This window comes from Algoriphagus pacificus, assembly GCF_017254845.1.
Lineage (GTDB): Bacteria > Bacteroidota > Bacteroidia > Cytophagales > Cyclobacteriaceae > Algoriphagus > Algoriphagus pacificus.
In genome coordinates this window covers 533100-556796 of record NZ_JAFKCU010000001.1, presented here as the reverse complement: position 1 = coordinate 556796, position 23697 = coordinate 533100, and the positions used below count along the sequence as shown (strand labels likewise).

At 35.8% G+C, this 23697-nt stretch carries 20 protein-coding genes; 16 read left to right on the top strand and 4 right to left on the bottom strand.

Going from position 1 to position 23697, the window contains the following annotated elements; all coding sequences use genetic code 11:
• Window positions 1-13 precede the first annotated feature (13 nt).
• The 4 genes from J0A69_RS02290 (at window position 14) to J0A69_RS02275 (ending at window position 4602) form a co-directional block, all read left to right on the top strand.
• Window positions 14-616 carry a hypothetical protein gene (locus tag J0A69_RS02290; protein ID WP_206584891.1) on the top strand — a complete coding sequence of 201 codons (603 nt, stop codon included), beginning with the start codon at window positions 14-16 and terminating at the stop codon, window positions 614-616.
• 118 nt (window positions 617-734) lie between these two features.
• Window positions 735-1871, top strand: coding sequence for an N-methyl-L-tryptophan oxidase (gene solA, locus J0A69_RS02285; RefSeq protein ID WP_206584890.1), 1137 nt, complete (start codon window positions 735-737; stop codon window positions 1869-1871).
• Between the two features lie 78 nt (window positions 1872-1949).
• Window positions 1950-3740 carry an ABC transporter ATP-binding protein gene (locus J0A69_RS02280; RefSeq protein WP_206584889.1) on the top strand — a complete coding sequence of 597 codons (1791 nt, stop codon included), beginning with the start codon at window positions 1950-1952 and terminating at the stop codon, window positions 3738-3740.
• 73 nt (window positions 3741-3813) lie between these two features.
• Window positions 3814-4602, top strand: coding sequence for a DUF3050 domain-containing protein (locus J0A69_RS02275; RefSeq protein ID WP_206584888.1), 789 nt, complete (start codon window positions 3814-3816; stop codon window positions 4600-4602).
• Window position 4603: 1 nt separating this feature from the next.
• Here J0A69_RS02275 and J0A69_RS02270 read toward each other — a convergent pair whose 3' ends face one another.
• The gene (locus J0A69_RS02270; RefSeq protein WP_206584887.1) at window positions 4604-5278 is read right to left on the bottom strand and encodes a class I SAM-dependent methyltransferase; all 675 of its coding nucleotides are present in this window, start codon (window positions 5276-5278) and stop codon (window positions 4604-4606) included.
• Between the two features lie 158 nt (window positions 5279-5436).
• Between J0A69_RS02270 and J0A69_RS02265 the strand changes: the two genes are divergently transcribed.
• From J0A69_RS02265 to J0A69_RS02255, 3 genes are read left to right on the top strand one after another with little or no spacing between them, the layout of a single operon-like run.
• On the top strand, window positions 5437-5907 hold the full coding sequence (locus J0A69_RS02265; protein ID WP_206584886.1) for a hypothetical protein: 471 nt from the start codon (window positions 5437-5439) through the stop codon (window positions 5905-5907).
• A gap of 4 nt (window positions 5908-5911) precedes the next feature.
• Window positions 5912-6454 carry a methyltransferase domain-containing protein gene (locus J0A69_RS02260; RefSeq protein WP_206584885.1) on the top strand — a complete coding sequence of 181 codons (543 nt, stop codon included), beginning with the start codon at window positions 5912-5914 and terminating at the stop codon, window positions 6452-6454.
• 17 nt (window positions 6455-6471) lie between these two features.
• A complete protein-coding gene (locus J0A69_RS02255; protein ID WP_206584884.1) occupies window positions 6472-6810 on the top strand; it encodes a hypothetical protein in 339 nt (112 codons plus the stop codon).
• On the opposite strand, the gene J0A69_RS02250 is transcribed toward J0A69_RS02255, so the two are convergent.
• Window positions 6805-7719, bottom strand: coding sequence for a universal stress protein (locus J0A69_RS02250; protein WP_206584883.1), 915 nt, complete (start codon window positions 7717-7719; stop codon window positions 6805-6807). The two genes, J0A69_RS02255 and J0A69_RS02250, sit on opposite strands and share 6 nt — an antisense overlap.
• A 104-nt stretch (window positions 7720-7823) precedes the next feature.
• Here J0A69_RS02250 and J0A69_RS02245 point away from each other — a divergent pair, with 104 nt between their 5' ends.
• From J0A69_RS02245 to J0A69_RS02220, 6 genes are all read left to right on the top strand, one after another.
• Window positions 7824-8372 carry a 2'-5' RNA ligase family protein gene (locus J0A69_RS02245; protein ID WP_206584882.1) on the top strand — a complete coding sequence of 183 codons (549 nt, stop codon included), beginning with the start codon at window positions 7824-7826 and terminating at the stop codon, window positions 8370-8372.
• A 493-nt stretch (window positions 8373-8865) separates the two neighbouring features.
• Window positions 8866-11943, top strand: a complete 3078-nt coding sequence (locus J0A69_RS02240; RefSeq protein ID WP_206584881.1) for a SusC/RagA family TonB-linked outer membrane protein — start codon at window positions 8866-8868, stop codon at window positions 11941-11943.
• Window positions 11944-11970: 27 nt separating this feature from the next.
• Window positions 11971-13491 (top strand): RagB/SusD family nutrient uptake outer membrane protein, encoded by a 1521-nt coding sequence (locus J0A69_RS02235; protein WP_206584880.1) that lies wholly within the window; start codon window positions 11971-11973, stop codon window positions 13489-13491.
• A 479-nt stretch (window positions 13492-13970) separates the two neighbouring features.
• Entirely contained in the window at window positions 13971-14876 is a 906-nt protein-coding gene (locus J0A69_RS02230) for a class I SAM-dependent methyltransferase (protein WP_236032593.1), read from the top strand.
• 1 nt (window position 14877) lies between these two features.
• Window positions 14878-15696, top strand: a complete 819-nt coding sequence (locus J0A69_RS02225; RefSeq protein WP_206584879.1) for a class I SAM-dependent methyltransferase — start codon at window positions 14878-14880, stop codon at window positions 15694-15696.
• 265 nt (window positions 15697-15961) lie between these two features.
• Window positions 15962-17215 carry a hypothetical protein gene (locus J0A69_RS02220; protein WP_206584878.1) on the top strand — a complete coding sequence of 418 codons (1254 nt, stop codon included), beginning with the start codon at window positions 15962-15964 and terminating at the stop codon, window positions 17213-17215.
• A 500-nt stretch (window positions 17216-17715) separates the two neighbouring features.
• On the opposite strand, the gene J0A69_RS02215 is transcribed toward J0A69_RS02220, so the two are convergent.
• Window positions 17716-19020: a M57 family metalloprotease gene (locus tag J0A69_RS02215; RefSeq protein ID WP_206584877.1), complete on the bottom strand. Its 1305-nt coding sequence runs from the start codon at window positions 19018-19020 to the stop codon at window positions 17716-17718.
• A 107-nt stretch (window positions 19021-19127) separates the two neighbouring features.
• A complete protein-coding gene (locus tag J0A69_RS02210) occupies window positions 19128-20354 on the bottom strand; it encodes a hypothetical protein (protein WP_206584876.1) in 1227 nt (408 codons plus the stop codon).
• 771 nt (window positions 20355-21125) lie between these two features.
• On the opposite strand from J0A69_RS02210, the gene J0A69_RS02205 reads away from it, so the two are divergent.
• From J0A69_RS02205 to J0A69_RS02195, 3 genes are all read left to right on the top strand, one after another.
• Window positions 21126-21314, top strand: coding sequence for a hypothetical protein (locus J0A69_RS02205; RefSeq protein WP_206584875.1), 189 nt, complete (start codon window positions 21126-21128; stop codon window positions 21312-21314).
• A gap of 659 nt (window positions 21315-21973) precedes the next feature.
• Window positions 21974-23479: a hypothetical protein gene (locus J0A69_RS02200; RefSeq protein WP_206584874.1), complete on the top strand. Its 1506-nt coding sequence runs from the start codon at window positions 21974-21976 to the stop codon at window positions 23477-23479.
• Window positions 23480-23486: 7 nt separating this feature from the next.
• Window positions 23487-23681 carry a hypothetical protein gene (locus J0A69_RS02195; RefSeq protein ID WP_206584873.1) on the top strand — a complete coding sequence of 65 codons (195 nt, stop codon included), beginning with the start codon at window positions 23487-23489 and terminating at the stop codon, window positions 23679-23681.
• Window positions 23682-23697: the final 16 nt, after the last annotated feature.

The window sequence follows — 23697 nt, the reverse complement described above, 5'->3', positions numbered from 1 at the left end:
AAACTAATACCCAATGTTAAAAGTATTCACCCTGTTTAGTTTGTTGTTAGTAGTTATTGGAAATGGAAACCTGGCTTTTGCTCAGGAAGATACAGCAGAACAAGGTTCTTTGAATAGTGGCACTATTGACAGCCAATTTGACTACATCTATAGCATATCCAATAATTTCCAAGAGTATAAAGTTGTTAAAAGAACCAATCTGGATAAGCTGAAATCCAATATTTTGGATTCTATGCGAACCATGAGACAAGAGGTCTTGGATCTTAAGACGCTGATTTCTAACCAAAAGGATTCCATTGGAAGTATGAATGAAATCCTTCTTCAGGCAGAAACTGAAAAAGAAGAAGCCATTGCTGCGAAAGACAATTTTACATTTTTAGGAATGGGCATTCATAAGGCTGTTTACTCCTCTATGATGTGGCTTATCGTTGCAATATTGGCCGTAGCTCTTGGATTTTTCTCCATGCAGTTTTTCAGAAGTTTCAAAAAAATCAAAAAAGCCCAGAACGATTTAGCAGAGGTTCAAGAGGAATTTGATTCTCACAGGAAAAATACCCTTGAGCGTGAGCGGAAGCTGAAGCGAGAGTTGATTGATGCTCAAATGGGCAAAAAGTAGATTTTACCCTCAAAGCGTAGGGATAAAGAAATTGAAGGTAGGATGAAGCTGAAAAGTCGATCCTACCTTTTTTATTGAAGGATATTTTTTGAGAAGCGGTTTTTCAGCATATTCATCCATGAATCAATCGCACTATGATGTAGTCATTATTGGACTTGGGGCAGTGGGCTCGGCGACATTATTTCAGCTTTCAAAATCAGGTTTGAAAGTCCTGGGAATAGACAGATTTAGACCGCCTCATAAATTTGGTTCGTCTCATGGAGAGACAAGGATCACAAGATTGGCTGTAGGCGAAAATGAAGCATACATTCCTTTGGTGATGCGTTCTCATGAAATTTGGAAGGAGATTGAGGAGCTAACCGACCAAAAGATATTTCATCCTGTTGGAGGAGTTTTGCTTGATTCCGGAGTCACACCTTGGGAAAAGCACGGTTCGCAAGGGTTTATGAAGCGAACAATAGATTTTGCTGATAAGTATAAAATTCCCCATGAATCGCTCAGCTCAGCTGATTGCAGCAAAAGGTTTCCAAATTTAAAATTAGAAAGTACGGGTTCAGGTTATTTTGAACCTTCGGCTGGCTATCTTTTTCCTGAATTGGCGATACAGACACAGTTAGACCTTGCACTTGCCAGAGGTGCAGAAATCCTGACAGATTCCCCAGTTGAAAGAATAGAAAGAGGAGAGATTCACCAAGTTTTTTTGGCAGATCAAACAATCACAGCCAATAAAATCATCAATTGCTCCGGGGGATGGGTCAAAGATTTTATAGATGACTCCCAAAAAAAGGAGTTCAGAATCTGCCGGCAAGTACTGCATTGGATTAAGACGGATTCTCCGAACTGGGAAAAGCATCCGGTTTTTATGTGGGGATTCGGAGCTCAGCCAGAAGACTTTGTTTATGGGTTTCCTACACTTGATGGAAAATCGATAAAAGTTGCTACAGAGTCATTCCTAGAGATCGAACATCCTGATTTATTAGATAGGACAGTCTCCGAAAAGGAGCAGCAGAAATTTTGGGAGGAGAAAGTGGAAGGGAGAATTTTAGGTTTGAAAAGGGAATTCGTCAAATCAGAGGTTTGTTTTTATACCGTGACTGAGGATTCCAATTTTGTCATCCGACAAAACCGTAATTATTGGTTTGTTTCAGCTTGTTCCGGACATGGTTTCAAGCATTCAGCAGCATTGGGAGAAAATCTTTCAGATTTGGTTTTGGAAAGGAATGGAAGGTTTGATTTGGTGGAGCAAGTTTCCTAATCCAAGGAATTATCCTGAGGGGAATGATATGCAGGCAAAAAGCCTTACTTTTGTGGTTTAAATTACCCGAAAAGACGAATGGCAAAACAGAGAGGCACTGCTTTAGAAGAGCATGAAAAGAGGAAGTTGTCAAAGCAGAATTTAGAGAAAATCGGAAATATATTCCGCTTTCTGATGCCCTACAAATGGGCTTTTATCCTAGGATTGGTATTCCTTTTATTTTCTTCACTTACCCTTTTGACTTTTCCTTTTGTAGCAGGAAAACTTATTGATGCTGCGCAAGGAACAGAATGGATCGTCTCTGATATCAATTCAATTGCATTGATCTTGGTAGCGATTTTAGCCATACAAAGTGTCTTTTCTTTCTTTCGAGTTTGGTTGTTTGCTTTGGTTTCGGAGAGATCCATGCGAGATATCAGATTAGCGCTTTATTCCAGAATGGTAAGGCTGCCAATGACATTTTTTGATAAAAGAAGAACCGGCGAATTGATCTCTAGAATTACTGCGGATGTAAGTTTGCTTCAGGATACCTTTTCTGTTACGTTGGCGGAATTTTTCAGACAGATCATCACCTTGGTTGCTGGTGTGGGATTTCTACTTTACAATACCCCTAAATTGACGCTTTTCATGCTGGGGACATTCCCTCTTTTGGTTTTTATAGCCATGGTATTTGGAAAGTTTATCAGAAAACTCTCCAAAAAGACTCAAGATGAATTAGCTGCTGCGAATGTGATTGTAGAAGAAACGCTTCAATCCATTTCTACCGTCAAATCCTTTGTGGGGGAAGTTTATGAATCTGCTCGGTACGGCAAGGGTTTAAATAATGTAGTCGGAGTAGCACTGAGGCAAGCAAAATACAGAGGCGCATTTATTTCCTTTATCATCTTTGCTTTGTTTGGAGGGATCGTAGCTGTGATGTGGTATGGAGCGAGTTTGGTCGGATCCGGAGAGATGAGTGTAGGGGAACTAGTTTCCTTTGTTCTTTATACCACTTTTATCGGGGGGTCTATTGCAGGCTTGGGCGATATTTATGGACAGGTTCAGAAAGCAATCGGTTCTTCAGAACGAGTATTGGAGATTTTGGAGGAAGAACCTGAATTTGCAGGTGGAGATGTGGCACTTGATTTCAAAGGAAAAATAGACTTTAAGAATATTCAATTCCATTATCCAACTCGACCAGAAGTGGAGGTTTTGAAAGGTTTGAGTTTCCATGTCAATCCTGGTGAAAAAGTGGCTTTGGCCGGACATTCTGGAGCAGGAAAATCCACTATTATTCAATTGCTCTTGAGATTTTATGAAATCCAAGGTGGCCAGATCCTAGTAGATGACAAGAATATCACTAATTGGGATCTTCAGGCCCTTCGTGGAAAAGTGGGCATGGTACCACAGGAAGTCTTGCTTTTTGGTGGTTCCATCCGAGAAAATATTGCCTATGCTAAGCCAGATGCCTCAGAGGATGAAATTATTTTGGCAGCAAAAAAAGCAAATGCATGGCAGTTTATCAGCCAATTCCCTGAAGGCTTAGATACCTTGGTTGGAGAGCGCGGTGTGAAGCTTTCTGGAGGACAGAGACAAAGAGTCGCTATCGCAAGAGCGATTTTGAAAGATCCTTCCATCTTAATTTTGGATGAAGCAACTTCATCTTTAGATGCAGAATCTGAATCATTGGTGCAGGAAGCATTGGATGAGTTGATGAAAGGAAGAACTACCATCATCATTGCGCATAGATTGGCCACTATTAGAAAAGTAGACAGAATCTATGTTCTTAAAGACGGTGAAATTATCGAAGAAGGAAACCATCAGGATCTTTTGAAAAAGGACGAAGGTTTTTATGCAAACCTTGTTCGGCTACAGTTTGCAGAAAATTGAGTTTTAATCCCAAACTATCAGGGGTCTGCTAAAACCGATTTTTAAATCAATTCGTATTTCAGGAAAAAAATTAATGGAAACACCTTTGGCTAGATTGATTCAGGCAGTTCAGCCTGAACGTGAAATTTTATTGAGTCACCCACTATATCAGGACTTAAATACTTTATCAGATTTTCAGCTATTCATGGAGTACCATGTCTTTGCTGTTTGGGATTTTATGAGCTTGTTGAAAGCTCTGCAAATGAGGCTTACTGGTACAAGTATTCCTTGGGTTCCGGCTCAGGACCCGATGATTGCTAGATTGATCAATGACATCGTGCTAGCTGAGGAAAGTGATGAGGATGGAGCAGGAGGATTTTGCAGCCATTTTGAATTATACCTCAAAGCCATGCGAGAGGCTGGAGCATCAACTGTTACAATCGAATCTTTGATTTCAAAAATCAGGGAGGGCAATGATCTATATGATGTTTTTGAGGAAATGGAATTGCCCGCTTTTGTAAGAACTTTCCTCAAAACGAACTTTGAGACAATAAAAAACGGGAAGCCACATGAAATTGCTGCTTCTTTTACTTTGGGGAGAGAAGATTTGATTCCAGATCTCTTCAGAAAACTAGTGGATGAATTGGTGAGAAATCAACCAGAGAAACTCAAAACCTTGTCTTTTTATTTTGATCGCCACATCCATTTGGATGAGGAAGAACACGGACCTTTGGCTTGGAGAATGGTCTCCCATTTGATGGGCGAGAATCCTAAAAAGTATGTGGAAGCGGAAAAAGCAGCACGTGAAGCTTTAGAAGCAAGAAAGGTGCTTTGGGATGGAATTCATCAAATGATCAAAGAAAAAAACTGCGAATTAGCCTAAGCTATTCATCTAGATTATGTGCTGAGAATGACTTGGTCATTCCCAGCATTTTTTCTTTGTAGAGGCTCGCTTTTGGGAATAATTTTTTCATACCCTTTTCATCCAAAAGAAGAATTTCATCTAAATATTGTCTGGCATTCTCTGCTTCCCACTTTTGCATTCTGCTGAGTTTTGTTTTGGTCAATACCTGAAAAATCAATGATTTTGGAGCGAATTGAGCAAATGGGATTGCGTAGTGTGCCTCAATAGGGAAGTATTTATTTGGAGTTTGAATAAAATACTTTTTACCCACTCGCATGATTTCATTAGCCATTTTGACTTGGTTTTCCCAAGTATAAAGGTGCTCAATGACCGAATTCGAAAAGACTAAATCGAAACTTTGATCCTCAAATTCAGGCATATTCGTCGCATCTCCTGAAACACTGGTAATATTGGGTAGATTTACTTCTTCCTTGGTCAGGTTGAGCAAAACGATCTCTACATTTTGTAATTGAAGAAGCGCGCTGTTTTTCCAAAAATAAGCCGTACCGCCAACATCCAGAATCCTTACTTTTTCACTAGAGGAGAAGTTGGAGAAAAATAACTCTTCGAATTTCTGTTGTCTTTTGTTTCTAAGTTTTGCACCTAGAGAATTGGGATTGTCAGATGCTGCAAATAAATCGGTAATAAAACTCATAGATTGCTCAAAAGAGCGTTTGGGAAAACAATTAAATTCAAAAGTAAGCAGGCTTGGTGATACTTTTCTTAATTTTGGTTTAGAATTGAACCTAATTCGTGATTTTTGATAATAGGGTCTGCTCTTGCTGATTCCTATTTTAAGTTCAAGATTGTTTTATGGCCAAAAAATTTAAAATTTATTTTCCCTGGATATTTATCCCGATTGATTTCTTGGTTTGTTTAATTTCTCTCAGTATTTGCAACTTTGCTTTGCATCACGGAGGACTGTTAGTCAATGTAGATTATGCAGCCCTGATCCCACTTACTTTTTTGTGGCTTATGGTTTCCACGCTGCGCAAAGATTATAAATTGATTCGTAAAGCAGAGTTGGAACTATCCTGGAAACAACTTTTAAAGACTCTTTTCTGGTTTATTTGTGCCACAGCAATATTGTGGCTGCCTGTTAGGACACCTTCCTTGCAAGTTGTTCCAATTGCGGTTTTGGGAATAGGGTTATTTCTTATGATGGGAGCGTTTCGCACAGGAATTATATTTTTCATGAAATCTATATCTGGAAAGGAGAAGCTAATTGAGGTAAAGATTATTACATTTTTAAAGAGTCTTTGGTTTAGAAAAGAAGTTCTGTGAATAGATGAGCACCTGTAAATTTTGTGGATCATCTCAACTAGTTCCCTTTTCTGCCGAAGAAAGGATGTTTGGTCTTGGTACTGAATTTACTTATTCCGAATGCCAGGAATGTTACTCCCTTCAACTTGAGGACATTCCTCAGGATTTGGCAAAGTATTATTCAGGAGAATACTATTCTTTTACTGGACTCACCTATTCAGCATCCCTAAAAAATATAATCAAGCAGCTTCGAATGAAAGTGTTTTTGACTTCGGGATGGAAGGTATTCCAACCGAGTTATGGTGCCTGGCTTCTAAAGTTGAATTTATCCTACTCCGATAGGATTGCAGACGTAGGCTGCGGGAATGGGCAATTGTTATACGAACTAAGCGTGTCTGGATTTAAAGATCTGCATGGATTTGATCCATTTATGGAGCAAACTAAGCAAATAAATTCGGCGCTGAAGCTTTGGAAGAAATCCATTGAGGAAGCTGAAATGAAATTTGATGTTATCATGATGCATCAAATTTCATTTGAGCACATGGAGGATCCAGCTTTAAAAAGTTAAATCCCGGTGGAAAACTATTGGTTAGAACACCAGTTTCGGATGCAGCTGTTTGGAAAAGTGATCGAACGTATTGGGTACAATTGGATGCACCGAGGCATTTGATTATTGCCTCAACTGAGGGATTCCGAAAAGTTGCGGATCAAATTGGCTTCCAAATGGATAAGCTGGTTTTTGATTCGGATGAATTTCAGTTTTGGGGAACGGCCCTGTATAAAAAAGGACTACCGCTGGATCTGAGTTTGGTAGCTGAAAATTTTTCTCCGATGGAGTTAAAAGAATTCAAAGAAAAAGCCCTCAAGTTGAACCAAGAGGGCTTAGGGGATCAGGTTTGTTTCTACTTGACGAAACCTTTATAATTTAAATAGGGCATCAAAAAAGCCAATTGTTTCTCCTTTTTTCTTGAAAATCAACATCGGCAATACATTGTTGACCATCACTAATTTTTCTGCTACACTACCCAATAGGATAGCCGCTGATTTGGTTTTTCCTCTGGAACCTAACAGGATCATATCTACACCTAATTCGATACCTTCGTCCAAGAGGACTTTTCCATCATCTTGGCCGTCATTTAATACAAAATGGCATTCCAGCTCTGGATGATTGTGTTTGCTTACAAATTTTTGGAAATCATGTTTTGCATTTTCTTTCATGATTTCAGCAAATTCCTCAAATGTCTTTCCTGTTTTCGAATAACCATGCGGCACATGGTACATATGCACTGGAAGTAATTCGGCATGGAGCTCATCTGAAATCCGCTCTGCAAAGTCATAAATCATATGCGTATGCTCGGAGAAATCACTTGGTATCATGATTTTTTTAGGCAAAGCTGGAGTTCTTTTTTCCTGAAGCATTAAAATTGAGCAGGGAGCTTTTTTGGCTATACCTTTTGCTAGGGAACCAGATCCTTCTAGAGTTTCTTTTCTTCCCATGATGATCAAATCCACGTCTTTAATTTTTGCCCATCGTAAAAATGTTTCCAGCGGATGACTTCCTTCTTCTGCAAAAACTTCAATTTCTATAGATGAGGGAAAATCATACATTTTTAATTTGTCTTTGATCATTGCCTCTAAGGACTCATCTCCTGGTGCCAAAAGATCTGGGTAATTGTCTAAAATCTCTTGAGGAATAGCAAGATCCTTAGCTATGTGAACAAAATAGCACTTATCTATTCCGAGAAACTTCAAGAAAACAATTGTTTTCTTAATCAGAATATCGTCCATTTCAGTAAGATCGAGGCCAATCATGGCCTTGGAAAAGTATTTCATAGCTGTTTGGTATTTAAGCTTATCAATTTAAGGCTTTGAATGAGGAATTCGAATAGTTTTTTTGTTTTTACGCAGAAGATTGTATTTCGAGGTAATTTTGAGTGATGGCTAGTTTTCAAAAATATTTTCTCGCTTTGGTTCCGGAAGGCGACCTTCAAGAAAGGGTAACTGCCCTAAAAATGCAACTTAAGGAAGAATTCAATTGCAAATATGCTCTGAAATCCCCGGCACATGTCACATTGAAAATGCCTTTCTCCTATAACGAGGCCAAGGAAGAATCCTTAATCCAATCTTTGTCGGATTTTTTAAAAAATTACAAGGAGATAAGTTTAAAGGTTGGGGGAGTTGGGACTTTTGGTGACCGGGTCATTTATCTAAAAATAGATGCCGGCGAAGACTTATTTGATTTGCAGCGTGAGTTGAAATTGTATTGCAAAAGAGAATTGAAGCTGGTCGACGAGCTAAGCGATAGAAACTTTCATCCTCACATGACTATAGCATTTAAAGATTTGAAAAAAGCCCAGATACCAAATATATTAGAAGTGTTAAAAATGAAATCAATTTCATATGATTTCGTTTCAAGTCAACTTTTTTTGCTTAAAAGAGAGAATAGAAGGTGGGAAATTATCAAAAAGATTGATTTTGGAGGTTGATTTCTGGTGTATAAGGTCAAAATTTGATTTTTAGCAAAAAAAGATTGCCATTTATCAAAAAAAATAAAATTTTATAAAATTCTGTTTTTTTGCATTCATTTGATAATTTATTCTGAATGAAAAGTAAGTTGATTTTTTAGAATCAGAATTTTATTGGGGACACCTATTAAAAACCAAGTGAACTAAGAATTTTTTTCTGAAAATCTGTCCTAATCCAAGTTTTGGACTATTTGAATTATTTTAAGATTCAAATACAAAAGTTCATTTTTAACATATTATCCAAATTTTTCATCAGATTTTAACATTTAGATTTCCTGTTTATACTGAATTAGTGAGTCTAATTTTATAAACGAAAGAAAAAATTAATTTTTAACATAAAGCCCATATAAAATTGGCCTATACGCCCAATAGACAGCCTTTTTGAATTTTTTTCATTTGGTTCTTTCAAAGGATATTCACGCTTTGAAAGTTAACTAAACTAAAAAAACAACCTATGAAGAAAGTTTTATTAGGCTTTGCGTTTACATTTCTGACCGTTGTGTCAGTTTTAGCGCAGACCAAAACAATCACTGGTAGGGTAACTTCAGCTGAAGAGCCGGAAGGTGTACCAGGAGCAAGTGTGGTAGTGAAAGGAACTACCCAAGGAACCATCACGGATTTGGATGGATCATATTCTATTCAGGTACCGTCAGAGGCAACTACTTTGGTCTACAGTTTTGTAGGCTATTTGACAAAAGAGATGCCTATTGGATCTAATTCTGTAATCAACGTGGTTATGGAGCCAGATATCAAGACCCTAAATGAGGTAATTGTTGTTGGTTATGGTACTCAGGAAAGAAGAGAGATTACAGGTTCTGTAACTTCTATCGATAGTAAAGCAATCGAAAACTTGGTATCTCCATCATTCGAATCCCAATTGGCAGGTAGAGCTCCAGGTGTGCAAATCACCACTCCATCTGGTATTTTGGGTGCCGCACCTATTATTCGTATTCGTGGTGTAAACTCTTTGACTGCTAGTGCAAGCCCACTGATTGTAATTGATGGCGTACCAGTAGTAAGCAGTGACCGTTCATCTGTGAATGCTGCTAATCCACTAGCAAACATCAACCCTGCGGATATTGCTTCTTTCGAAGTATTGAAGGATGGTTCTGCTTCTGCGATTTATGGTTCAAGAGCTGCCAACGGTGTAATCTTGATTACTACCAAAAGAGGTTCCACTGGTAAGGCAAAAGTTTCTTATAACACTTCCATGGGTTTCAATGAAGAAGTGGACAGATTTGATCTATTGACTGGTGATGAGTGGGTGACTATTGCAAATGAAAAAAGAACCAATGCAAACCAGTCTCCATTAGCAAACCCTGGTGTAAATACAGATTGGCAAGATTTGATTTTCAGAAAAGGTTTTACACAGCAGCACAATTTATCTATCGCTGGAGGTTCTGAGGCTACTAAATACTTCTTCTCTTTGGGTTACACAGATCAGGAGTCTCCAGTAAGACCAAATGAATTGAGCAGATATTCCTTCAGAGCAAATATCGATCACAGCATTTCTAAAGCTGTAAGAATCGGAACTTCCCTTTCTTACTCATATACTGAAATTTTTGGCTTGAACAATGGTGCAAACTCACTTTCAGGTGCGATCTATAATGCAACCCGTTCTTTGCCAAACGTTCCAATCTATGATGCTGAAAACACTGCATTTGACGGATACAATGTCACTTCAAACGGTGCAACCACTGGTTTCGGAGCAAACCTTGCTGGTCCAGATAACAATATCCCGAACATCGGTTTTGTAATTGACAATAACCTTTACAGAAGTAGAACTCACCGAGCGATCGGTAATGCTTATGGTGAAGTAGATCTTTTAACTGGCTTAACCGCAAGAACTCAAATCGGTATCGACTTAACCATGAACGATGACTTCCAATCTCTTGATCCAAGACACGGTGATGGAAGAAGCTCAAACGGTTCTGTTTTCATGGCATATAATCCAGCTTTTCTTTGGAACTGGCAAAATACTTTGAACTATCAAACAGTTTTCGCAGAAGATCATAGCTTGAACGTAACTGCTGGATTAGAATATCAATTCACAAAATTCTATAATTTCAATGCCCAAGGGACTGATATCTCTGATAACTTCTATAGATTCTACAATATCATTTCTGGTTCTTATAACAACCAGTTCTCTGGAGGGGGATATACAGAAAGAGGATTTGATTCTTACTTCGGTAGATTCAACTATTCTTACAAAGGGAAATATTTGGCATCCTTCACTTTGAGAAATGATGGTATTTCTGATTTGGCAGTCGAAAATCAAAGAGGTACTTTCTTCGGTGGATCAGTGGGATGGAGAGTTTCTGATGAAGCATTCTTCAATTCTCAATTGATTTCTGACTTTAAAGTAAGAGCATCTTATGCAGAAGTTGGAAATACTGGAATAGACTCATTTGCTGCTTATGGGGGGTATGGCCCAGTTTTGGGTGGCGCTGGAGCAGGAATTGGATACAACAAAATAGGAAATGCGGCATTGCAATGGGAAACGTCTAAGAAATTCAATGTTGGTTTGGATATGACCATTGGTAGAGTAACAGTCGCAGTTGATTATTTTAACAATAATATAGATGGTTTGATTTTGAATGCTCCTACAGCTCTTTCTTTAGGAGTTCCTAATAATGAAATCAGCCAAAATATAGGTAAAATGACCAACACTGGTTTGGAATTCAGAGCTTTTGCCAACGTAATCAACAGAGGAAAATTCTCTTGGGATACTGACTTCAACATCACTTTCATCAAGAATGAAGTGAATGAGTTGATTTCTCCTTTGACTGGTACTTATAACAGAACTGAAGTTGGTAACCCAATTGCACAGCTATATGGTTATCAGTGGGCAGGCGTTAACTCAGCAAATGGTAATCCATTGTATGTTTCTGGTGATGTAATTGTTCAATACAATTTGGTTCCAGGTGCATTAGGATATAAAGCTTATGACCCAGCTAATCCTGGTGATGTTTCAGTAGCTGGTTCTGCTCCTACTCAAGCATATCTAGGAAATACACTTCCAAAATGGCAAGGTGGATGGTCAAACAACTTCAAGTTTGGCAATTTCGATGCTGAAATCTTCACTAGATTCTCAGGTGGTAACTACATCATGAATGAATCTGTAAGAGGTCTTTTAGGACAAGGTTTCTCTAACAACCACGCAAGCATCTTAAACAGATGGACTGAAAGTGGTCAAGTAACTGACATCCCTAAGCTTTACTCTGGACAGGATCAAAACATGTGGCAAAATTCTGCTGCTAACTCAAGATTTGTTGAGAAAGGTGACTTTGTAAAAATCCAAAACATCGTTTTAGGTTACACTGTACCAACTACAGCATTGCAAAGTGCATTTAAAGGAGCGATTTCTAACGCTAGATTCTTCGCACAAGTACAGAATCCATTCACTTTCACTGGCTACTCTGGATTAGATCCAGAATCTAACCAGTACTCAGGTCAGTTGAGCTTTGGTGTGGATTGGAACGTAGCTCCAATCATCCGTACCTACACTCTTGGTGTGAACGTAGGATTCTAATTATCAAAATCGAAAAGAAGAATTATCATGAAAAAATTCACAATAAAAAATATCAAAATGGCATTAGTAGGGCTTGCTGTAGCTGGCTTTACAACTGCTTGTGATGTAACTGAATTAACACCGGCCAACTTGATTCCGGATTCTGAAGCATTCTCAACGGCTGCTCGAATTGAATCTGCGGTACTTGGTGTTTATGAATCAGCACAGCGTGGCTATTATGCCAATGCTGTTCAAAGGGGATATCCTTTTGGTGCAGCTAATGTGGAGCAAGGCGATATGCGTGGTGAAGATATGTACAACGATCAGTTGTTCTATGAAATCACTTACGTGGGATCTTATAGCCCTAACTCTGCTAATAACTCCGGTATGTGGATCTCTCTTTACAGAATGATCAACAGACTAAATATCATCTTGGAAAACTTAGATGTAGCAGTTACCAATGGCGTTTTGACTGCTGAAGAAGGTAATGCCTATAAAGGTGAGATGCTATTCTTGAGAGCTTTGGCTCACCATGAATTGTTGGTTCACTTTGCTAGACCTTATTCTGACGATCCGTCTTCAATGGGTATTCCTTACAGAACTTTCGGAATCGATGATGTGACCAAAGTTCCCGAAGGTGAAGCTGTAGGTAGAACTACCGTAGAAGAAGATTATACCCAGCTTTTGGTAGATCTAGATGCAGCAGAAGGTTTCCTACCAGAAGGTGGTGCTTTCCGTGCTAATAAAGGAGCAGCAATTGCTTTGAAATCCAGAATCAAGCTTCATATGGGCGACTGGGCAGGTGTATTGACTGAATACAACAAATTGACAAGTAAATATGCTATCACAGCTAATCCAGCTACTCCATTCAGAGGAGGAAACAGCTCTGATAACATTTTCTCTTTCGTAAACTCTGCAGAAGCTAATCCAGGAGTAAACGGAGCTTTACCATCTATGTATGGTAACCCTGATTTGGGAGCTCGTGGTTTGGTGAAAATTTCTCCAATTATCTGGAGAGCGGATTTCTGGAATGCTGAAGATTTGAGAAGAACTACTATGACTACCAGAAGTTCTACAGGGATCTTTACTGACAAGTATCAAGATGCTACAACTTACACTGATCCAAATGTGATCTTGAGATACGCTGAAGTAGTTTTGAATGCTGCAGAAGCAAATGCTAGAACTGGTAAATTGGATGTTGCCGTTGATTTGGTAAACTCTGTAAGAAGCCGTGCTCTTCCTTCCTCTGTTGCTGCTTATACAGTTGCAGGTTTAGGAAATCAAGCAGGTGTTTTGACTGCAATCTGGAACGAAAGGAGAATTGAGTTCCTAGCAGAAGGTAGAAGATGGGCTGATATCCACAGATTATCAGGGGAAGGCCTAATGCCAGGAGTTCCGGCTAAAGCTACTTCAAGATCTATTACAAATATTGACTTTTACACAACTGATAGAACGATTCCTTTGGATCACTCTATTTCTTATGATAGTCATTTGTTTATTTGGCCTATTCCTTTGGCTGAAATTCAGACTAATAATACTGCTCCAATTGAGCAAAATCCTGGTTATTAATATTTTTTAAGTGGCCCGATTTGGGCCACTTTTTTATATTTTCAACTAATAAATTAAATATTATTGAAAAACTAATGATTCTGTAGCTGTAATATTTTTGTAAAAGCTATCTAGTCTGCACACAAACTTTAGTCCCTGGAAGTCACTTAAAGTAAAAAATAATTCTTTAGTAAACCAAAACACAAGAACTCCGACTTATTCTATTCTTTCATTTACACTAAATTTGCGATCAAAAAGTTATTTGCGAAATCCAACTTTTATTATCTGAGTACCTTAAAACAAGAATTGCTTTTATAGGAGCAGTGATAATAGGTTTGTTGTTAAGGTTATTTATTGTCTTTACAAGGATAAAAAATTTAGGTATGCTGGATTCTAAAGCCTTTATTGCCGGCAGTATCAAGCAAATTGCAACTGAAAACATGGTTGGTATGGATAAATTATAAACGTTACTTTTGTAGTTTTAAATTTTAAAAAGGAAAATGTCTGAGTGTGAAATCTGTAAGAGTAATAGGTTTGAATTAATAATCGCAAAAGAAAGAATGTTCGGGCTAGGAGGTAATTTTCATTATCTAGAGTGTCTTAGTTGTCATGGATTGTTTCTGCAAGAAATACCTTCTAATTTAGATGCTTATTACCCTGAAAATTATTATTCTTTTGGCTCTTTTAACTCCAGTGGGAAGCTTTCCCAGTTTTTGAAGAAATTTAGATATCAGTTATTCAAAGCAGGCATTCCTATCAATCCTCCAAATTATTTCGATTGGATTTCTAACCTATCCATTTCCGAAAACAGTAAAATTGCAGATATAGGTTGTGGTAACGGGCAATTATTAGCGGAGCTTTCTTACTGTGGATTCAGGGGTTTACATGGATATGACCCCTACCAGGAAAAAGTAGGAAATTTTGGAGGGTTTACATTATTTAAAAAAAGTTTTTTTGAGATTCGGGAAACTTATGATCTAGTTATGTTTCATCACTCATTTGAGCACCTTCCAAATCCCGTTGATGTTTTTAAGCATTTGATCAAGGTTCTCAACCCTGGAGGAGAAGTTTTGATCCGAGTACCAGTGACTAACGGAAAAGTATGGAAGGAGGAAAGAGAATTCTGGTTTCAACTTGATGCACCCCGACATTTGTTCATTCCCCATTCAGATTCAATGAAAAAATTGGCCGAATCTTTTGGGCTGAATCTATATAAAACTTGTTTTGATAGCCATGATAGTCAGTTTTGGGGGACAGAACTTTATAAAAGAGGTAAAGCATATATGGGGACGGAGATAAAAAAAGAATTTAAAAAAGAAGAATTGTCATATTTTAAACAAAAGGCTTTGCTGTATAACAAGATGAACTGGGGAGATCAAGCCTGTTTTTACCTGAGAAAAAAGTAAAATGGATTATTTTAAAGAACTTGAAAACGAGATTTCATTGAATTCAGTGGAAGGATCAAAGGATCGTGAATACTTCGAATTTCATAAAAATAGATTTAAACGGTTTGATCATTTTTTAGACACATTAGATCAGAGAATTCCTAATACACCAAAAAAAATCAAGGTTTTAGAAATTGGTAGCCACTATTTACATACTTCGATACTCCTTGCAAACCGGTCTTATGATGTAGATGCCATGGATGTTGAAGAGTTTTGGCAGCTTGATTTCGTCAAAGAAAGAGCCGGAAAATTTGCTTTAAATTCCATTGTTGAAAATGATATTTCCAGGCTTAAATCGTTCCAGGATATACAGGATAAATACGATCTGGTAGTTTTTACAGAAATTTTAGAGCATATCACATTTAATCCTATACAGTTCTGGAAGCTTATTTATCAGATATTAAAACCCTGCGGATTAATTTATATCTCTACTCCAAATGCTTTTGCATTACCAAGCTATGTGAGAGCTATTAAAAATGCTTTAAGTTTAAAATCCATAGGAATAACTGTAGATGATATTTTTTCCAAAGTGACTTATGGACATCATTGGAAAGAATATTCTGCTAAGGAAATAATAAAATATTTCGAAGCATTATCTCCAGACTTTAAAGTGGAAGTGAATCCTTATAATTATAAGGATTATGATTTAAAACCTCCTTACCTATTATTTAAGATTCTCTCAAAAATAGGGAACATGACTAAAATTTTTGCTGATGATTTGGAGGTGATTGTCAGTTTAAAGGAAAAAAATATTTGGCAGATTAATGGGCCTGAATACTAGGATCATCCAGTATTCTTTGTTAGAATAATACATAGTGTAATTGATTTTTATTTGAAGAATAAAATTTTAATTAAATCATAAAAAAAATTTTAATTAAATTATATTTTTAGTATAATTGACCTGAGCAATTATTTGAAAACTTTTTTAATACTCATTTATGAAACTTCTTTTTTTACTGAGGAAGAATGAATTTCCTTAGTTCTTTCTCTTTTTAATGGAGATTTTAAAAATTATATTTATCTATTTTATTTTAATACTTAATACCATGAAAAAGACTTTTAAATTTTTAATGCCAATTTTATTGATTACATTTTATTCCTGCACCACTGTGGATGATGACTTATTGCCAGATCAGGAAAGTGTCGAAATTAAAAGTGGTATCGATCCTGAATTTATTAAATACTTAAAGTTAAAGGGATATAAAAACCCTGAAACACTAAAAATTGATGAATTAGATGATAAGTATGTCGTTGGGAATCAGATAATATTTAGTAAAGAGGAGTTTCATTCTTTTCTCCCCTTTTATGAAAATCTTAATAAATCAAATGCCCTATGGAGAGAATATAGTTATACTCCAACTACACCACTTACTAAAAGAGTCATACCGTATTATATAAAGTCTACTGTTTCATCGAGCTATAGAACTATTATTATTGATGCATTCAATACTTGGAATAATATTAGAAATTTTAATATTGAATTTGAATATATTGGTAATCTTCCTGCTGGACCTCCAGATAATAATGATATTGAGATTGATATATCCACAGAAAATTTCACTGTGTTCGCAGATGGACCAGGACCTGTGGGAGTTAAAGATCATGGTATCTTATTAGAATTTAATCCCTCGAAAACAAATTTATATACGAGTTCAAAGAAGAAATGGCTTTTTGTACAAGCAATTGGGGTATTAATTGGGATTAACCCCGAGTCTGAAGGTAGTAAATGGTATACTGACTTAGTACCTGGCACGAGAGCTGTCGAAGCTTATACAATGTATAATAAATGGTTATATGAACGACTTATAGATGGGGATGGTATTCCTGATTGGGGTGGATTCTCTTATTCGGATTTAGTAGGAATTAGGAATACTTGGCCTCACGATACTTCTGAAAAGCCCCTTTACAGCTATATATCTACTGGTTCCGGCTGGGGGAACTGGACTACAGATTGGAGTTTGTATGGAAGTGGAAATTCTAATTATGGATTTTGGGGCATTAATGGTTATATATATTCTTCTTCAAGAACGGGGACCGTAGCTTTATATAAATACATTCATTCGTCTGGGGTACCTTACATTTCTACAACTCCAAACCTACATATTAGTTATCCGTCATTTTCTTTTAATGGAACTGTAGGATATGTGTTTTCATCTCCGGGAACTAATAGAGTACCAGTTTATGAGTGGTATAACCCTAATGTAGGTTACTTTTTTACTACAAATTCCGTTGATGCATATGTACAAGGTCCAGGATGGGTAGGGGGAGGAATTGCCCATTATGTATTGTCTTTATTATAGATCAATATTTATTAGTAATTTATGTTTCTCGTTTGATTAGAACATTCTCAAATATTGTAGAATAATATTGGATTTTTTACTAAAAAGGCTCAGTGTAAAACACTGAGCCTTTTTAGTTATTAATTCCTAAAAGAATATTTAATGTTTTTTTATCAGAGACTTATGAATTTTTAAAAACTTCCATCAAAATTATAAAACATTTTTAAGGTGCTTCATTTATTTTGAAGTAATCTGCTCTTTTATAATTTGTAAGAGTTTAATAAATATTACTATTTAGCAATACATCTAAAATAAGTGATTAGATAATTTTTTTCTTTTTTTTTCTATCCATTAGAGATGGCTAAGAAAAATCAAAAAATAAGATGTTAATAGTGATTTAAAAAATATTTCAAAAAAAGTATCTTCATCAAGTAAAATTTTTTCTCTTTTGAATTCTATTATTTATTTTTTATAAAAGAAATTTAGCAGGAAGAATAAAACAATCCTTCCTGCTAAGTGACTTATAATATTTTTTCAACATAGAACGCAATGCCTCCTCCGCTCCAACCAGACCCTGTCATCCAAGAATCTCCGAAATTGGTTGTGAAAAAGTGACCTTGATTATTATTGTAATATTCATAAACGGGTATTCTATTTGATCCAGGCGATGTGTATACATAGCCCAACGTTTTGTTTAATGTATAAGACGGATAAGTTGTTGCTAAATTTGGGTTAGTAGTTATATAATAATTATTTGAAGAATGTATGTAGCGATATAATGGAACAGTATTCGCTTTCTGGTATAAATAAATAAAACCTGTATAGCCCCTATAATTATAACCAGATGAACTAATGTTTCCATACTCTGACCATTCTCCTGTCCAATTATGGGATTTTATTGTAGAACTAAAGTCCTTCACATAAGTGAATAATGGGCTTTCTCCTGGGTCAATTGGATATACTGCTCTATTTGCAAGTATATCCAAAACAGAAAAATTGTTCCATGTTTGAGTAGCAGTTCCTCCATTCATTACTGATCCTGCATCATTTGTCCATGTTCCTGGGATTTCATGCACTCCAATAGTACCGGCACCTTCAGGTCCTCCATTATTATTGGTAAGATGGTTTGTATGTCTATAACCAATATTATGACCTATTTCATGTACAATATTTCTCCTTTTTACACCAGAAGGCACATTCCAACCTCCGGGTTCATTTACACCAATACTCAAAAGAGCCTCTCTCCAAAAATCTAAATTTATTAAAATTTCAAAGCCTGGGTTTCCACCTGCTGGCCATTGGGCAAGCGCAATTTGTTCATCTTGTAAAACATTGTTATCAGATCTAATTAGAATGTCATGACTTCCACTTGTTACCAACTCAAAATGCAATCTAAAATTATTTATAGAATTCATGTCATCTAAAGCTTGTGCTATTTCAGGCCTCCAATTATCAACGCCAGAAGTTGGAATTGAATTATCGATTCTTACTCTTATAGTTCGAATTACCCAAGGTGTACTATTAACAATTCCTGTTGTTCTAGCTTGAGCATTTGGATTTGATTTAATATCGTACCCTCCATTTATTAAGGTTTGTTTGTCTACACCTATGCAGTCTTCTATTAGGTAAAAATCATCAAATTCTTTTATGTTGGCCATTTTAAATCCATAATAGTCAGCAAATTTTTCAAGGTTTTTATCATTTATAATTGAATTTTCTTTTTTCAAGATTCCTTCATCAATTATTTGATTATTTTGGTCTAGTTCGCAACTAAAAAGTGACACTAGAATTCCGAAATGCAATAAAATTTTAAATCGTTTTTTCATAATATTTAATATATGGTAAGAAAAATAATTAATTATTTAAAAGCTTGATCTTTTCGGTAATGGTTTACTCTAAATTCTGAATATTTGGATATTTTTTCAAACAAGTTTCAAATTAACGAAAGAGTATAAAATGCAATTCCACCACCAATCCAACCGGAAGATTGAACATAGTTATCATTGGTGTTTGTGGTAAAATAATAGCCAATATTTGGATTATACCATTCATAAACTGGTATTCTATTTGAGCCGCTGCTTGAATAGACGTAACCAAGAGTGTTGTTTTTTGTAAATGAAGGGTAAGTGATGTGGAGACTGGGATTTGTTGAAATATATGGGGTTCCAGTTGAATGTGTATATCTATATAAAGGAATAGTTCCTGATTTGACTGAGGTAAAAATATATCCAGTTACTCCCCAATAACCATATTGAGTAGTACCATACTGATAAGTATCCCAATTGGTCGTCCAATTTCCCCAGCCAGTGGTATTTGACGTATAAGAATAAAGTGGTTTTTCCGATGTGTCATGAGGCCATAAATATCGTACTCCTAGTAAATCTGTGTAATAAAAACCTGCCCAATCTGGAACACCCGGACCATTATCGTAATCATCTATAGAATATTTGTACATAGTGTAAGATTCAATCTCAAAAGTTCCAGGAACTAGATCAACCCAAGTTAGATTACTATCATCCTCATGTCTTAAACCTATTAGATGTCCAATCATATGAACAAAAAGCCATTTTTGTTTTGATGTTGAATAACTATTAAGAGTACTTGGAGAAAAATCATAAATTAGACCAAAATCATTAAAACTATTTGGTTGACCGACATTAAATCCACTGATGTAATTATCATAGTCTATATCAACATAGCTTCCAGATATAGATCCTGTGGGGTCATAAAAGAAATTTATGTTAAAATTCCTAATGCTATTCCAGGTGTTAAAAGCATCAATAATTTTATCTTTAAAGGAGCTACTTACTCTACTATTAAATCTATACGGGATTACTCTTTTTTGAAAAGGTGTAGTTGGTGTAAAATCAGACCTTCTCCATAAATAGGTTTTGCTATTTTTCAATAGATCCAATTCTTTTAGTACATCAACTTTTTTGAACTGAATTTCATTTGATACAATAAATTTATCTTCGAATTCGTCAATTTTTAGCTTTTCGATGTTTTTATACCCCGAAAGTTTTAAATATTCAATAAAATTTTCATGGATTTTATTTTGTGTTTGTTCTTGAGGTTTTTGAATTATTGAAGGATTTTCTACCTCTTGGCATCCCAATACCGATAATATTAGAAATGGCATTATTCTTAAAAGATTTCTCATTTACTTTGTTCTTTGAAAAATTAAAAATTGCAATTGATGAACTAAAGATTAGCTACTTAAATAAATTTCATTTTAGAAATTTTAAGATATCTCTTTAGGTTTTGCATAGCCTTTAGTTAAAAATTACACTGAAATTTAGTTATAGTTTTAAAAGTAAAAAATACCCAATATTGGGTATTTTTATAACGAAAAATTTTTTTTCGTTATAAATTTCATTTTTAAAATATCAAAGCCAAGTTGAGGTTTGGTTTTGTATCCAAAAATCCCTTTAGTTATTCAAATCGAAGATAACGACAGCTTGTTCAAGAATTGGAGGTTCAAGATCATGCGATTCTCGAATTACCAATCAACTCACTTTTTATTCTTAATCTCATATTTAGAGATGAATCGGTCGCCTCCTCTTTCAGGAGGAGTAGGGACGAGGTAGTAAAAATACCCAGTACTGGGTATTTTTTTATATCTAAAAATCCTTTCATTGCAGATGTCTTTTTATTATTGAGAATGACCAAACAACTCATTTCTTATCCTTTACCTGAATCTAGCGCAGGATCGACTCCTCCTCCTAAAGTAGGAAGTAGGGAGGAGGTAGATAACGAACTTATACTCAATCCTTCCAGACTTAAATCTAGAAACTGTTTAATTCTTAATTTAATAGTAAATAGTAACCGCTCTAATCGACTTCATTTTTTTGATGAATGAACTATAGGCTCTGTACCATATGAGTTTTAATAATTAATACCTAAATCGAATTTCATATAAACGTTTTCTGTTATGGCATACATTAATCTTGAAGAAATTAGAAAAGCAGCTGACCAAGTAGAAAAACTCGCTATTGGTCCTCTTTCTGAAGTAGAAGCATTAAGCTTGGGCTTTCAGTTGAAACAGCTGGATGCGATGCTAAACATCCAAATCCAACTGCAATATTTGAAAGAGGCTATTGAGAATAAAAATGGAAAATAGTTATTGGATACTCTTTACGAAAAGAAAGGGAATAATAGTAAGTGGCAAAACTGGTAAGAAGGTCCCTAATCTTTCATAAGAAATAGAATTCGCCTGATTATTGCATTCAGGTGTGCAGAGAAAGCTTGTCCTCTGGGCTCATTTTATACGTCTAGCAGGATCGAGCGCTTCCGATGAGCAGCGTGATATTGGGAAGGAGACGGGGGAATAGCCCAAAAATACTCAATACAGGGTGTTTTTTAATGATTTTGTTTTCTGATATTACCAATTAATGATTTGAGGAGCATTGATTACCCTTTCTCCCGATTACTGTACTGGATTGATTCGGAAAGCAGGGTTGAATTGCAAATCCCACCCAGTCCAAAAGAAAATTTGACTATGCCTAGAGCATGAGGCAAATCCTGTCCAGAAACCATGAAGATTTGACTACACACCGAATGGATAGTTTCTCAGTTATAAGATAGTGATCAATAGTACCAAAAACTGCTAGATGAATATTAAATATTCATAAAATTTTAAAATTGGTGAAAATTGCCAACTTAGATTTTCTCCTTTCTTACCATAATCTTATAGTAAACCTTAAAATATTTCTTCCATTTTTTTTATCACATTAAACAGATTAAGTGCCGTAATTGGTGAGTTACCTATTTAAGCCAGATATGATCAAATTAATTGAAAAGATCGCTACGGACAAAGATGACCTTGGAGGGCTTTTAATAAATCTTCTAAATTCTAAATTTGGTATTGCGCCTATTGATGCAGAAGAGAATTATAAAACAAATTTACTCCCTCATATTGAAAACCTAAAAGACGAACTTTGGTTTTTGGTCGAGTATCCTTATGTAGATAAGGTATATAGAGATAGTTTTTACAACTATTATTCATCTAAACTTTATAGTTACAAAAGAGATTGCATCAGAGTCTCTATTTTTTCGCAAGAAATCCAAGAGGATCACTTTCGGCTCAAAAAATTTAAAAGAAAATTAGAAAGTAGTTTTTTGGGCTTTTTTGTTATTCGCCCGTTGACTCCGTTTTCTTGGGGCAGAAGTGCGATTTCTCCAAAAGCACTTAAGAATAATAATATCATTATTTGCCAAACCCCAATCGGATGTGCAGTGAATGCATTAAAGATGCAAGTATCCGCTTTTCCCCACTCTTCACAGGATAGTGAAACAATTACCTGTGCAGAAACAACTTTATGGGCAATAATGGAATATTTTGGAAATAGATACCCAGAGTATCATCCTGTTTTGCCATCTAGGATTCACAAGGTACTTTCCGGAAAAAAAACTGAAAGACAAGTTCCATCACTTGGCTTATTTCCCACAGATATATCTTTTGCTTTGAAGGAATTTGGCTTTGGCTCTAGAATATATTCTGAAGAGCAATTTCAAAATGACTTTTTAAGTATCCTTGCTATCTACGTAGAGAGTGGTATTCCAGTAGTAGTACTTTTGGAAAATAGCCCGATCAATCATGCCGTTTTATGTGTCGGTAGAGAAACGTTTGATCATTCCCAACTCAGAACTGCTCCACTAGAAACAATAAAGATTGAGGATGGTGTCATTTTCAATTTCAAACTAAACAGCAAAATTGACCGTGAATTTGTTTTTGTAGATGACAATCTCCCAGTTTATCAACGGGCGAGTCTTTTTAAGCCTTGTTCAAATTATACAGATGAAAAGTGGAATAAATGCCATATATCGCACATAGTAGTTCCTCTATATTCCAAAATTTACTTGGAAGCATTTGAGGCCAAAACCTTTATTTTGCAGTATACTGCAGCATTTCTTACTACCGGTAAAACAAATGGTCTTCCCATATATTTTAGAATATTTCTTGCGTCGAGTAGATCATATAAAGATTCCGTCGCCACAGATGATTTTATGGACAGTGATACTAAAGAATTGATTTTGGATATTCCAATGCCCAAATTCATTTGGATTGCCGAGTTAAGTGATGAAAAATTAATAAAGAAAAGATTGGCTCGAGGATTGATTATATTAGATGCAACTGAAGCTAATTTACAGAATAATAAGCCTTTATTATTGTCAGCCTTCGAAAAAGAATTTCAAACTTGGGATGAACGGAGTGGAGTTCTTACCAAAATTTTGATAGATTTGAAAAGTTTTAAAATTTACACCAAAAACCTACAGGGATTTTAACCTACCTATGTCAACCCCTTTTAATGCAGCAAAAAGATACTTAGATCAGCAAGTTTCAAAGATGCAGGAATCCAAGCCTGAGGTTGGATCCAGGGATCGCCTGAAAGCGATGAATGAAAAAATGGAAAAACTGAGAGAAGAATTTTTAATCAAAGAAAGTAACTCAGTTATTTCTGCAAAAGGACTTATTATTAACCGCTAAAATTGAGCTTCCCATG